The sequence below is a fragment of the Streptomyces sp. Ru73 genome, from assembly GCF_002920575.1.
GTDB lineage: Bacteria > Actinomycetota > Actinomycetes > Streptomycetales > Streptomycetaceae > Streptomyces.
Genome location: NZ_PQSQ01000144.1, coordinates 1 through 13341, shown reverse-complemented (window position 1 = coordinate 13341; position 13341 = coordinate 1). Strand labels below are relative to the sequence as shown.

Genomic DNA, 13341 nt, shown 5'->3' with positions numbered 1-13341 from the left:
GCCTCCACGGCGGGCCCACAGGCCCGTTCCCCGTGCCGGGGCGTCGGGCAGACGGGTGTCGGGTTGAGCCTGACCCGTTCCCGAGAGGGGCGCGTGTCGGTCGCCCCTGGCTTGCTGCCCAGGAACATTGGGCGCCGGGCATTGGTCGAGGCTGCCCTGGTTTCCCGGGGGCGCCGGACCGTCGGCCGAGCTTGGCTTTGCCCCCGGCGGGGCATCGGCCGGACATGGCCTTGTCCCCGGCGGTGCCGGTCACCAGGGCGCGGCGCCGTCAGGCCACGTCACCCCGGGCGCGGCGCTGTCAGACCACGCGCACCGTCGATCGTGCTCGACGTGAACCGTGCTCGATGTCGGACGCGCCGCCCCAGATGACGTCGGCCGTACCCGCCCGCGACGCGTCGCCCCGGCCGGCGTCGGCCGTACCCGCCTGCTCGGAGCGGGGCAGGGCCCGAGCCCCCGTGCCGGAAGGGTGCTCAGCCGGGCCCGCCGGTCTCGTATCGGCCCGGCCCGGCATGACGGCTGCCTTGCGCGAGTCCGGCGTCAGCCGTCTTCTCCTGGGCTCGGAGAGCGTCGGCGCGGCTCCGGCGCATGTCGCTGTTGCCTTTGTGTGCTGCTCAGCTCCCTTCGGGCGCCGGCCCCGAAACAGGCGCCGGCGCCAGCCGCGTATCACCCCGGTAGCCCGTAGCCCGCCGCTCGTGGCTCCTCCCCCCCGCCTCCCCACCCCACCCCGCGGCTCCCTCACGTCCCCCGTTCTCGGCTCGCACTCCCTCGGCCGTGCAGCCGGGTGCGGGACCAGGCTGCTGTTGCTGCCAGGGCGAGGCTTGTGGCTACTGGGGCCAAGCCTGTGTCCGGTGCGGTGCTGGTTGCTGTGGGGGAGAGGTTCGGGAGGCGGGCATTTGTCGCACCCGCCTCGTGCGGGGGTGGTTCGGGGATGGGGAAGACCGGGAGCAGGCGGGGTGGAGCGTTCGCCAGCAGGGACGGGGGGAGGAGGGAGAGCGGGTCCAGGTAGGTGCGGCCGCGGCGCAGGCCCCAGTGGAGACACGGGGAGTCGCAGTGGTAGGGGCCGGGCTGCAGCACCGCGACCGGTTGGCCCGCTTTGACGTGCTCGCCCTTGCGGACCGTGGGGCGCACCGGCTCGTACGTCGTACGCAGCGGGGGCCGGCCCGTGCCGGACAGCTCGATGGACAGTACGCCGCGGCCGGCGACCTTGCCCGCGAACGAGACGCGGCCGGGAGCGGCGGCGCGTACGGTCGCGCCGGGGCGGGCGGCGAGGTCCACGCCCCGGTGACCGGCCGCCCAAGGGGTGGGTGGAGGCAACCAGGGGCGCGTGATGACCGGGCGCACGCCTCTGCCTCCCGGTACTGGCCAGGCGCGGTTCGCGGTGGTCCCTCTGAGCACGTCGCCGTCCGTTGACCGCGTCCGAGGTGCGTCGGCGCCGCCGGTCGCGGAAGGTGGCGGCGGATGGCCGCGCGGGGCAGACGGGCCATCGGCTCTGGCCGCCGACGCCGACGCCGACGCCGACGACGCCAGCGCCGATGCCGCCACAGACGGCGGCGGGAGAACGGCCGGGCCGATCAGAAAGACGCAGCCGATGACGGAGCCGATGACGCAGGCGGTGACCCCAAGGCCAAGACGGGCCGAGGAGAGCGAGGGAGCGGGAGCAAGAGCGGGGGAGGGCGTGAGCGTGACTGAGGGCGAGGGCGAGAGCGAGGACGAAGGCGTGGGCGAGGGCGTGGCCGCGGGCGAGGGCCCGGGCGAAGGACGCAGTGCATGGCGTGATGAGTGCATGCGCTGACAGTGACGGACGCGGGCGGTGTCGCGGGGATCTTGATTCCCTGCTGTGGACGACGGCGCGGGGTGTGGACAACGCCGCCACCCTTGCGAGTGGTAAGGACTCGCGCCCGGCCGCCACGGGCACCCGCACCCCTGCCCCCAAGCCGCCCCCCTGCCCACCCGCACTTCGTCCCCACCCCGCCTCCGACCCCACCCCGCCTCCACTCCCCACCCCCACCCCCTGCACCGGCATGTCGCTAGCTGGTTCGGCGGTCCCGTACACTTCTTGTGGCGATCCGGGTGACCGGGTCGACTTCGCACGCCCCGCCACCGGCGCGTCACTCCTCGTGCTTCACACGAAGCGCGGCGGAGCAGCAACGCAGACGATGGCCGCGTCCCTCGGTCCTGAACAGGTGTCCCGGTAATGCCGGAGCCCCCGTGCAGGCAGGCGCGCAGGGGCGTCAGGCACAGCGGCCGCCCGGCCGCGGTGGAACCGAGAAACACAAGGAGAACGGCCATGGCCGTCGTCACGATGCGGGAGCTGCTGGAGAGCGGCGTCCACTTCGGGCACCAGACCCGCCGCTGGAACCCGAAGATGAAGCGCTTCATCTTCACCGAGCGCAACGGCATCTACATCATCGACCTGCTCCAGTCGCTGTCGTACATCGACCGCGCCTACGAGTTCGTCAAGGAGACCGTCGCCCACGGCGGCTCCGTCATGTTCGTCGGCACCAAGAAGCAGGCCCAGGAGGCCATCGCCGAGCAGGCCACCCGCGTGGGCATGCCCTACGTGAACCAGCGCTGGCTCGGCGGCATGCTGACCAACTTCTCGACCGTCTACAAGCGTCTGCAGCGCCTCAAGGAGCTCGAGCAGATCGACTTCGACGACGTCGCGGCCTCCGGTCTCACCAAGAAGGAGCTTCTCGTGCTCTCGCGCGAGAAGGCCAAGCTGGAGAAGACCCTCGGCGGTATCCGCGAGATGCAGAAGGTGCCCAGCGCCGTCTGGATCGTGGACACCAAGAAGGAGCACATCGCGGTCGGCGAGGCCCGGAAGCTCAACATCCCGGTCGTCGCCATCCTCGACACGAACTGTGACCCCGACGAGGTCGACTACAAGATCCCGGGCAACGACGACGCGATCCGCTCCGTCACCCTGCTCACCCGCGTGATCGCCGACGCCGTCGCCGAGGGCCTCATCGCCCGCTCCGGCGGTGCCGAGGCCAAGGGCGAGAAGGCCGCGGGCGAGCCGCTCGCCGAGTGGGAGCGTGACCTGCTCGAGGGCGAGAAGAAGGCCGAGGAGCCCAAGGCCGACGAGGCCAAGGCCGAGGAGAAGCCGGCCGAGGCCGCCGCCGAGGCCGAGCAGCCGGCCGCCGAGCAGGCCTGACACCTCAGCATCGGATGATGACGGCGGGGGCCGGTGCCACAAGCGCCGCCCCCGCCGTCCACCCGTAGATCTTTCGACTTTCGAGAAGAGATTCACAGATCATGGCGAACTACACCGCCGCTGACGTCAAGAAGCTCCGTGAGCTCACCGGCGCCGGCATGATGGACTGCAAGAAGGCGCTGGACGAGTCGGACGGCAACGTCGACAAGGCCGTCGAGGCGCTGCGCATCAAGGGCCAGAAGGGCGTCGCCAAGCGCGAGGGCCGCTCCGCCGAGAACGGCGCCGTCGTCTCCCTGATCGCCGACGACAACACCTCCGGTGTCCTCGTCGAGCTGAAGTGCGAGACGGACTTCGTCGCCAAGGGTGACAAGTTCCAGGCCGTCGCCAAGCAGATCGCCGAGCACGTCGCCGCCACCAAGCCGGCCGACATCCAGGCCCTGCTCGCCTCCGAGATCGAGGCCGGCAAGACCGTCCAGGCGTTCGTCGACGAGGCCAACGCGAACCTCGGCGAGAAGATCGTCCTGGACCGCTTCGCGCAGTTCTCCGACGGCTACGTGACGGCGTACATGCACCGCACCATGCCCGACCTGCCGCCGCAGATCGGCGTCCTCGTCGAGTTCGACAAGGAGAACGCCGAGGTCGCCAAGGGCATCGCGCAGCACATCGCCGCCTTCGCGCCGAAGTACCTGTCCCGCGAGGACGTGCCGGCCGACGTCGTCGAGGCCGAGCGCCGCGTCGCCGAGGAGACCACCCGTGCGGAGGGCAAGCCCGAGGCTGCCCTGCCGAAGATCGTCGAGGGTCGCCTCAACGGCTTCTTCAAGGACGCGACGCTGCTGGGCCAGCCGTACGCGCTCGACAACAAGAAGTCCGTCGAGAAGGTCCTCCAGGAGGCCGGTGTCACCCTGAAGCGCTTCTCGCGCATCAAGGTCGGCATCTGAGTCGAGCCGACGTCCTGCCGCCGGGCCACGTCCTTCCGGGACGAGGCCTGTCGCAGGGCAGCGAATGACCCGCGGCCCCGCTAGGGTCGTACGCAGTCGGCCGCTCATCGGCCGACCGCAGATGTGACGAGGAGGCCATTGCCGTGCAGGGATCTGACCAGACCCCCGGCAATGGCCTTCTTCGTATGTGCACGAGGAGAGCGCAATGAATCACGGTGCCGACGGCGCGGACAAAGCCCACAAAATGGGGAAGGGCCGCTTCCTTCTGAAGCTTTCGGGGGAGGCGTTCGCCGGCGGCGGGGGCCTGGGGGTCGACCCGGACGTCGTGCACGCCATCGCCCGTGAGATCGCGGCCGTGGTCCGTGAGGGGTACGAGATCGCCGTCGTGATCGGCGGCGGCAACTTCTTCCGCGGCGCCGAGCTGCAGCAGCGCGGCATGGACCGGGCCCGCTCCGACTACATGGGCATGCTCGGCACGGTCATGAACTGCCTGGCCCTCCAGGACTTCCTGGAGAAGGAGGGCATCGACTGCCGCGTGCAGACCGCCATCACCATGGGCCAGGTCGCCGAGCCGTACATCCCGCTGCGCGCCATCCGCCACCTGGAGAAGGACCGCGTGGTCATCTTCGGTGCGGGCATGGGCATGCCGTACTTCTCCACCGACACCACCGCGGCGCAGCGCGCCCTGGAGATCGACGCCCAGGCCATGCTCATGGGCAAGAACGGGGTCGACGGCGTCTACGACTCCGACCCCAAGAAGAACCCCGACGCGGTGAAGTTCGACGCGCTCGAGTACGGCGAGGTCATCACCCGCGACCTCAAGGTCGCCGATGCCACCGCCATCACGCTGTGCCGGGACAACAAGCTTCCGATCCTCGTCTTCGAACTGCTCGCCGAGGGCAATATCGCGCGCGCCGTGAAGGGTGAGAAGATCGGCACGCTCGTCAGCGATCAGGGCACCAGGGCCTGACGGCCCGCACCGCCGCGATCCGTACGGGCAGCACATGCCCGTCCGTACGTGCCGTACGGGCGGCACACCCGTACGCGCGGCAACTCCCGGCCGGGGGAAGACCCCGGCACGGGGATGGACAACCGCCTGCCGGTCGGACACCGTGCAGGAGAAGACGCGCGCAGGGGCGAGGCTCTGCTTCTTACGATTAAGACCAGGAGCAAGTGGTGATCGAAGAGATCCTCCTCGAGGCCGAGGAGAAGATGGAGAAGGCCGTCGTGGTCGCCAAGGAGGACTTCGCCGCGATCCGCACCGGGCGTGCGCACCCGGCGATGTTCAACAAGATCGTGGCGGACTACTACGGCGCCATGACGCCGATCAACCAGCTGGCGTCGTTCTCGGTGCCCGAGCCGCGGATGGCCGTGGTGACCCCGTTCGACAAGAGCGCGCTGCGCAACATCGAGCAGGCCATCCGCGACTCCGACCTCGGCGTCAACCCGAGCAACGACGGCAACATCATCCGGGTGACGTTCCCCGAGCTCACCGAGGAGCGCCGCCGGGAGTTCATCAAGGTCGCCAAGGGCAAGGGCGAGGACGCGAAGATCTCCATCCGCAGCGTCCGCCGCAAGGCCAAGGAGACCCTGGACAAGCTCGTCAAGGACAAGGAGACCGGCGAGGACGAGGTCCGCCGGGCCGAGAAGGAGCTCGACGACACCACCGCGAAGTACGTCGCGCAGGTGGACGAGCTGCTCAAGCACAAGGAATCCGAGCTGCTCGAGGTCTGATGAACGAGTCATCCTGGGGGGCCCGCCCCTCGCCCTCGGCAGGCGGGACCCCACCCGGCGCCGGTCCGTGGCCACCTGGCTCCGTACCGGCCGCCCCGTCGGCGGGTCCCGCGCACGAGTGGGCCGCGGCAGCGCAGACTCGGCCCATGCCCACCGTGCCCGACGCAGGCGGAGACCAGGACGACCACCGGGACGAACGGGGGGCCGCTCGGCTGAGTGGCCCCCTCTTCCACGATGACCAGCCCCAGGAACCCATGCCCACATCGCCGCCGGCCCCGGACGACAGCCCCTCCCCGGAGAAGCCGGCGAAGAAGAGCGCGGGCCGCAATCTGCGGGCCGCGATAGGGGTGGGCGTCGGCCTCGGCGCCGTCATCGTGCTCTCGCTGTTCGTCTACAAGCCGGTCTTCGTGGGCGTCATCGCGGTCGCCGTCGTGGTCGGGCTGTGGGAGCTGACCTCCCGGCTCGCGGAGCGCAAGGACATCCGCGTGCCCCTCGTGCCGCTCGCGGTCGGCGGAACGGCCATGGTCGTCGCCGGTTACGTACGCGGGGCCGAGGGCGCCTGGGTAGCGATGGCGCTCACCGCGCTCGCGGTCCTGGTCTGGCGGATGACCGACGCCCCCGACCACTACCTGAGGGACGTCACGGCGGGCGTCTTCGCCGCGTTCTACGTGCCGTTCCTGGCCACCTTCGTGGCCCTGATGCTCGCGGCGGACGCGGACGGGCCGTGGCGGGTCCTCACCTTCCTGCTGCTCACGGTCGTCAGCGACACCGGCGCGTACGCCGTCGGCTGGCGCTTCGGCAAGAAGAAGCTCGCCCCCCGCATCAGCCCCGGCAAGACCCGCGAGGGCCTGGTCGGCGCGGTGACCTTCGCGATGGCGGCGGGCGCGCTCTGCATGCAGTTCCTGATCGAGGACGGCGTGTGGTGGCAGGGCCTGCTCCTGGGTCTCGCCGTCGCCGCCAGCGCCACCCTCGGCGACCTCGGCGAATCCATGATCAAGCGGGACCTCGGCATCAAGGACATGGGCACCCTGCTCCCCGGCCACGGCGGCATCATGGACCGCCTGGACTCCCTCCTCCCGACGGCCCCGGTGGTCTGGCTCCTCCTGGTCGTCTTCGTGGGGACGGGCTGACCGGGCCGTACGCAGACGACAAGCCCCCTGTCCGACGGCACGCCGCCGGCAGGGGGCTTTCGCGTGCACCGGCCGGCGTGCGGCCGGTGCCACGTCACGGTGCCTGTACGTTCGGCAGGCAATCACGGGCGCCCAGGTCCACCAGCCGCCGGTTGATGCTCCTGCCCTTTTCGTTGTATGTGTTCGCCAGCTGTGAGAAGGCGTTCACCGTTTCCTGTGGGTACTGGGTGTTCACATGCCGCAGCAATTCGGCGCCCTGGTAGATCATGCGGTCGGATTCCCGCATGTCCCGTACGACCGCTTCTGTTTCGTCGGCCCGCGAACTGGGCGGGTGGATATTGCTCAGATTTCCCGCCGCTTTGTTCTGCAGCCCGGCCATGCGGTAATAGAGGTTGCCCGTGATGAAGAACTGCTGCGGTGTGGCGGTTCCCTGCTGCAGGGAGGAGAGCGTCATCGACAGGGCGTCGTTGGCGGCCCGCGCGGCGTCCTCCGAGTCGCCCGACGTCTCCGCGCACACGGCGTTCGCTTCCTTGGCCCAGTCCTGAAGGGTGAACGCGGGCTTCGGCCACACCTGAATCAGCCCGATGACGACGCCGGCGACGGCTGCGGCGACCCCGAGTATTTCCCAGAGGTGTTTGCGCCGGGTGGCGCCGTCGTCGTGGGTGGCTGTCTCTTCTTCTTGCGATCCGTCGACCATGTTGGTTTCCCCCAAAACCAATCCGGCGAATGCGTGTGCGCGCTCGGGAATTCTCCGCGCGGCGGCAGTCGCCTCCGCTGCAAGTGAAGCACCGGCGGAATCGCGGCGGAATGCCCGCCGCCCGACCACGAACCCCGACCGGCAGGCACGGCCGCCGCGGCCCGGAAGGGTGACGGCCCCCACCCCGGCCGTCACCCGGGGTGGTCCTGTTGATCTGCGACACTGGAGGGACCATGCCTGCACCTGGAGAACTTACTTTTGTCGCGCCGCGGGGGGCCAAGAAGCCGCCGCGGCATCTTGCCGATCTCTCGCCCGCCGAGCGCAAGGAGGCCGTGGCGGCGATCGGGGAGAAGCCGTTCCGTGCCAAGCAGCTGTCGCAGCACTACTTCGCGCGGTACGCGCACGACCCGGAGCAGTGGACGGACATCCCGGCCGCGGCGCGGGAGAAGCTGGCGGCCGAGATGCTGCCGGAGCTGATGAGCGTGGTGCGGCACATCTCGTGCGACGACGACCAGACTCGCAAGACGCTGTGGAAGCTCTTCGACGGGACGCTCGTCGAGTCGGTGCTGATGCGCTACCCGGACCGGGTGACCATGTGCATCTCCTCGCAGGCCGGGTGCGGGATGAACTGCCCGTTCTGCGCGACGGGGCAGGCGGGGCTGGACCGGAACCTCTCGACGGCCGAGATCGTTCATCAGATCGTCGACGGAATGCGGGCGCTGCGGGACGGCGAGATCCCGGGCGGGCCGGCGCGGCTGTCGAACATCGTTTTCATGGGCATGGGTGAGCCGCTCGCCAACTACAACCGGGTCACGGGCGCGATCCGGCGGCTGACGGACCCCGAGCCGGACGGGCTGGGGCTGTCGCAGCGCGGGATCACCGTGTCCACGGTGGGGCTGGTGCCGGCGATGCTGCGCTTCGCCGACGAGGGCTTCAAGTGCCGGCTGGCCGTCTCGCTGCACGCGCCGGACGACGAGCTGCGGGACACGCTCGTACCGGTCAACACGCGCTGGAAGGTGCGTGAGGTGCTGGACGCGGCGTGGACGTACGCGGAGAAGTCCGGGCGGCGGATCTCCATCGAGTACGCGCTGATCCGGGACATCAACGACCAGGCGTGGCGCGGGGACCTGCTCGGCCGGCTGCTCAAGGGGAAGCGGGTGCATGTGAACCTGATTCCGCTGAACCCCACGCCCGGCTCGAAGTGGACCGCCTCGCGGCCCGAGGACGAGAAGGCGTTCGTGGAGGCGATCGCGGCGCACGGCGTGCCGGTGACCGTCCGGGACACCCGTGGTCAGGAGATCGACGGGGCCTGCGGGCAGCTCGCCGCCTCGGAGCGCTGACCGCACGCAGCCCCGGAAGGCCACGGGTCCACGGGACCACGGGCCACGGGGGCGGCCCCGCGGCCTCGGCCGGGGGCCCGCTGCCCCTCCGGGCGCTCCGGCTGCCCCCGCCTCCGGCTGCCCGTCCGCACGCCCTCGGAAGGGGTCCGGCGCGCTGGTACCGTGGCGTCGAACGTTTTTACATCACCTATAACGACACCATCCGACAGGGGAGCGCCACAGCGCTGAGAGTGCGGGCAGTGAAGCCGATGCCGCTGCCGCAGACCCTTGAACCTCGCCCGGGTCATTCCGGGTAGGAAGTTCGGTCTCCTCATGCTGTTGCGCCCCGCCCGCGGCACCGGTCCTCCGGACGCCGCGGGCGGGGCCGCGTCTCTTCCTGGCCAGCCAGGAGGAATGTAACCAGTGAGCACCATCAGGAAGGCCGCGGTGGCGGCCGTCGCCGTCGCGGTGGGCGGCACCGCGCTGGCCGGCTGCGGTACGTCCGGCGACAGCCGGGCGGACGGCGGCAAGACGGTCAGACTCGTCTCCCACGACTCCTTCGCCGTCTCGAAGTCCGTGCTGAAGGAGTTCGAGCGGACCAGCGGCTACAAGGTGCAGATGGTCAAGGGCGGGGACGCCGGGAAGGCCGTCAACCAGGCGGTGCTGACCAAGGACAACCCGCAGGGCGACGTCTTCTTCGGCATCGACAACACCCTGCTCTCGCGCGGCCTGGACGAGGACCTCTTCACGCCGTACAAGGCCAAGGGGCTGTCAGCGGTGCCGGAGAAGCTGCAGCTGGACAAGGGGAAGCACCGCGTCACGCCCGTCGACTACGGCGACATCTGCGTCAACTACGACAAGGCGTACTTCAAGAAGCACGGGATCGCGCCGCCCAAGACCTTCGCCGACCTCGTGAAGCCGCGCTACAAGGGGCTGCTGGTCACCGAGAACTCCGCCACGTCCTCGCCCGGGCTGGCCTTCCAGCTCGGCACCATCGCGCAGTACGGCACGTCCGGCTGGCAGGACTACTGGAAGAAGCTCAAGGCCAACGGCGTCGAGGTCGTCGACGGCTGGGAGCAGGCGTACTACGAGCGGTTCTCCGGCGCCGGCGGCGGCAAGGGCGACAAGCCGCTGGTCGTCTCCTACGCCTCCAGCCCGCCCGCCGAGGTGATGGACAAGAAGCCCGCGCCGAAGGAGGCGCCCACCGGCGTCGCCACCGGCACCTGCTTCCGGCAGACCGAATTCGCCGGGCTGCTGAAGGGCGCGGCGAACGAGAAGGGCGGCAAGGCGCTGCTGGACTTCCTGATCAGCAAGAAGTTCCAGGAGGACATGCCGCTGCAGATGTTCGTGAACCCGGTGGTGGAGGGCGCCCGGGTGCCCGAGCTGTTCACCAAGTACGGGCAGCGGATCGACGACCCGAAGACGGTGGCGCCCGCGGAGATCAGCAAGAACCGCGAACAGTGGATCAAGCAGTGGTCCTCGCTCGTCCTGAAGTGACGGCCGGGCGGGGCCGGAACGGGGCGTGGCGCCGGGGCACGGCGCCACGCCTCGCGCTGATGGCCCTGCCGTTCGCCTTCTTCGTCCTCTTCTTCGCCTACCCCGTCGCCACCATCGTCGGGCGGGGGCTGCGGGACGGCGGCGGCTGGCAGTTCGGGCGCGCCGCCGAGGTGCTCGCCGATCCCGACCTGCTGCGCGTGCTGTGGTTCACGGTCTGGCAGGCGGCGGCGTCCACGGCGCTCACGCTGCTGATCGCGCTCCCCGGCGCGTACGTCTTCGCGCGCTTCGACTTCCCCGGCAAGAGGCTGCTGCGGGCGGTCGTCACCGTGCCGTTCGTGCTGCCCACCGTCGTCGTCGGCTCCGCCTTCCTGGCCCTCGTCGGCCGCGGCGGACTCCTGGACGACCTGTGGGGCGTACGGCTGGACACCTCGGTCTGGGCGATCCTGCTGGCGCACGTCTTCTTCAATTACGCGGTGGTCGTCCGCACCGTCGGCGGGCTCTGGGGCGCGCTGGACCCGCGCCAGGAGGAGGCCGCGCGGGTGCTCGGTGCCGGGCGGTTCGCGGCCTGGCGGCGGGTCACGCTGCCGGCGCTCGCGCCCGCCGTTGCCGCCGCCGCGCTGATGGTCTTCCTCTTCACCTTCACCTCCTTCGGCATCGTGCAGATCCTCGGCGGGCCGCGCTTCGCCACCCTCGAAGTGGAGATCTACCGGCAGACCGCCGACTTCCTGGACCTGCCGACGGCGGCCGTGCTCACCCTCCTCCAGTTCGCCGCCGTCCTCGCGCTGCTGGCGCTGCACGCCTGGACGGTCCGGCGCCGGGAGAGCGCGCTGAAGCTGGTCGACGCGGCGCGCACGGCGCGCAGGCCGCGCGGAGCAGGGCAGTGGGCGCTGCTGGCGAGCACCCTCGCGGTGATCGCCGTACTGCTGGTACTGCCGCTGGCCGTCCTGGTCGAGCGGTCCTTCGCCGGGCCCGACGGCCACGGCCTGGTCTTCTACCGGGCGCTGGGGGCCGAGGCCGGTGCCGACTCCACGTTCACCGTGCCGCCGCTGACCGCCCTGTGGAACTCCCTGGCGTACGCGCTGGCAGCGACCGCGATCGCCGTCGTCATCGGCGGCCTCGCCGCGGCGGCACTGGCCCGGCGCGGCGGCGGGCGGCTCGTCCGCGGCTTCGACGCGCTCCTCATGCTGCCGCTCGGCGTCTCCGCCGTGACCGTCGGCTTCGGCTTCCTGATCAGCCTCGACGAGCCGCCGCTGGACCTCCGCGCCTCGTGGTGGCTGGTGCCGCTGGCGCAGGCGCTGGTCGGCGTGCCGTTCGTCGTACGGACCATGCTGCCGGTGCTGCGCGCGGTGGACGGACGGCTGCGGGAAGCCGCGGCCGTGCTGGGCGCCGCGCCCTGGCAGGTGTGGCGCGAGATCGATCTGCCGCTGGTGCGGCGGGCGCTGCTGATCGCGGCCGGGTTCGCGTTCGCCGTCTCGCTCGGCGAGTTCGGCGCGACGGTGTTCATCGCGCGCCCGGACCAGCCCACGCTGCCGGTGGCCGTGGCGCGGCTGCTGGGTCGCGCGGGCGAGCTCAACTACGGGCAGGCGATGGCCCTGTCGACGATTCTGATGGTGGTGTGCGCGGGGGCGCTGCTGGCGCTGGAGCGGGTACGCACCGACCGGACGGGAGAGTTCTGATGAACGGGACACCGGCCGACACGGCAGCCGGACCGTCCGCGGCGGAGGACGCCGCCGCGCCGTTGCTGCGGCTCGGCGGCCTCACCGTGCGCTTCGGCGCCCACACGGCGCTGGACGCGGTGGACCTGGACGTCGCCGAGCACGAGACCGTCTGCGTCCTGGGCCCCAGCGGCAGCGGCAAGTCGACCCTGCTGCGGGTGGTCGCCGGGCTGCAGCAGGCCGACGCCGGAGAGGTCGTACTGGACGGCCGGAACCTGCGTACCGTGCCGACGCACCGCCGCGGCGTCGGGCTGATGTTCCAGGACCACCAGCTCTTCCCGCAGCGCGACGTGGCGGGCAACGTCGCCTTCGGGCTGCGGATGCGCGGCACCGCGCGGGCCGAGCGGGACCGCAAGGTCGCCGAACTGCTCGACCTGGTCGGCCTGCCCGGCGCCGGGCGCCGCGCCGTCGGCTCCCTCTCCGGCGGCGAGCAGCAGCGCGTCGCGCTGGCCAGGGCGCTGGCGCCCGGCCCGCGGCTGCTCATGCTGGACGAGCCGCTCGGCCAGCTCGACCGCGGCCTGCGCGAACGCCTCGTCGTCGAACTGCGGCGGCTCTTCGGGGAGCTGGGCACGACCGTGCTGGCGGTGACGCACGACCAGGGCGAGGCGTTCGCGCTGGCCGACCGGGTCGTGATCATGCGGGACGGCCGGATCGCGCAGACCGGTACGCCGCTGGAGGTCTGGCAGCGCCCCGCCGACGAGTTCGTCGCCCGCTTCCTCGGCTTCGACAACGTCGTACCGGCCACGGTCACCGGCGAGGCCGCCGACACGCCCTGGGGCAAGGTGCCGGTCCCGGACGGCACGGCCGAGGGCGCCTGCCGCCTGCTCGTGCGCCCGGCCGGCGTCCGGCTGGTGCCGGCCCGCGAGGGTCTGCCCTGCACGGTCGCGGCGCGCACCTTCCGCGGCACGCACGTCGCGCTGCGGCTGCGCCCGGAGAGCGGGCCCGAACTGGACGCCGCCTGCGCGCTCGCGGCAGCGCCGGAGGTGGGCGACCGGGTGGGCGCGGCCTTCACGGCGGACGACGTGGTGGTACTGCCGGCGGCGGGCTGAGCGGTACGGACGGGAGCCGCGGCCGGTTCGCCCCCGCCGGACCGGCGCACCGGTGATCAGGCCCCAGCGGCGCCACCTCGCAGCGGCGATCCGCCGCCCCGCCGGACC

The 13341-nt window shown here is 71.3% G+C and carries 11 protein-coding genes and 1 riboswitch; of the genes, 9 read left to right on the top strand and 2 right to left on the bottom strand.

Features of this window, described 5'->3' with window-relative positions:
* Window positions 1-735 precede the first annotated feature (735 nt).
* Window positions 736-1275 carry a M23 family metallopeptidase gene (locus C3486_RS38440; protein WP_308461288.1) on the bottom strand — a complete coding sequence of 180 codons (540 nt, stop codon included), beginning with the start codon at window positions 1273-1275 and terminating at the stop codon, window positions 736-738.
* A gap of 1012 nt (window positions 1276-2287) precedes the next feature.
* Here C3486_RS38440 and rpsB point away from each other — a divergent pair.
* The 5 genes from rpsB (at window position 2288) to C3486_RS34455 (ending at window position 6956) form a co-directional block, all read left to right on the top strand.
* Complete coding sequence (gene rpsB, locus C3486_RS34475; protein WP_103836805.1) at window positions 2288-3154, top strand: 30S ribosomal protein S2; 867 nt, start codon at window positions 2288-2290, stop codon at window positions 3152-3154.
* 101 nt (window positions 3155-3255) lie between these two features.
* Entirely contained in the window at window positions 3256-4092 is an 837-nt protein-coding gene (gene tsf / locus C3486_RS34470) for a translation elongation factor Ts (protein ID WP_103836804.1), read from the top strand.
* A gap of 205 nt (window positions 4093-4297) precedes the next feature.
* Window positions 4298-5062, top strand: coding sequence for a UMP kinase (pyrH, locus tag C3486_RS34465; protein WP_181138791.1), 765 nt, complete (start codon window positions 4298-4300; stop codon window positions 5060-5062).
* A 206-nt stretch (window positions 5063-5268) separates the two neighbouring features.
* Window positions 5269-5826, top strand: a complete 558-nt coding sequence (gene frr / locus C3486_RS34460; RefSeq protein ID WP_103836808.1) for a ribosome recycling factor — start codon at window positions 5269-5271, stop codon at window positions 5824-5826.
* Complete coding sequence (locus tag C3486_RS34455) at window positions 5826-6956, top strand: phosphatidate cytidylyltransferase (protein ID WP_103836802.1); 1131 nt, start codon at window positions 5826-5828, stop codon at window positions 6954-6956. The genes frr and C3486_RS34455 overlap by 1 nt, the downstream gene beginning before the upstream one ends.
* Before the next feature lie 94 nt (window positions 6957-7050).
* On the opposite strand, the gene C3486_RS34450 is transcribed toward C3486_RS34455, so the two are convergent.
* Window positions 7051-7848 (bottom strand): hypothetical protein, encoded by a 798-nt coding sequence (locus C3486_RS34450; RefSeq protein WP_146075117.1) that lies wholly within the window; start codon window positions 7846-7848, stop codon window positions 7051-7053.
* Window positions 7849-7886: 38 nt separating this feature from the next.
* Here C3486_RS34450 and rlmN point away from each other — a divergent pair, with 38 nt between their 5' ends.
* From rlmN to C3486_RS34430, 4 genes are all read left to right on the top strand, one after another.
* Window positions 7887-8993, top strand: a complete 1107-nt coding sequence (gene rlmN / locus C3486_RS34445) for a 23S rRNA (adenine(2503)-C(2))-methyltransferase RlmN (protein ID WP_103836800.1) — start codon at window positions 7887-7889, stop codon at window positions 8991-8993.
* 197 nt (window positions 8994-9190) lie between these two features.
* Window positions 9191-9310: riboswitch (TPP riboswitch) on the top strand.
* An 85-nt stretch (window positions 9311-9395) separates the two neighbouring features.
* Window positions 9396-10469 carry a thiamine ABC transporter substrate binding subunit gene (locus tag C3486_RS34440; RefSeq protein ID WP_103836799.1) on the top strand — a complete coding sequence of 358 codons (1074 nt, stop codon included), beginning with the start codon at window positions 9396-9398 and terminating at the stop codon, window positions 10467-10469.
* A complete protein-coding gene (locus C3486_RS34435) occupies window positions 10445-12145 on the top strand; it encodes an ABC transporter permease (RefSeq protein WP_374936958.1) in 1701 nt (566 codons plus the stop codon). The genes C3486_RS34440 and C3486_RS34435 overlap by 25 nt, the downstream gene beginning before the upstream one ends.
* The gene (locus tag C3486_RS34430) at window positions 12145-13233 is read left to right on the top strand and encodes an ABC transporter ATP-binding protein (protein ID WP_103836798.1); all 1089 of its coding nucleotides are present in this window, start codon (window positions 12145-12147) and stop codon (window positions 13231-13233) included. Before C3486_RS34435 ends, C3486_RS34430 begins: the two co-directional genes overlap by 1 nt.
* Window positions 13234-13341 lie beyond the last annotated feature (108 nt).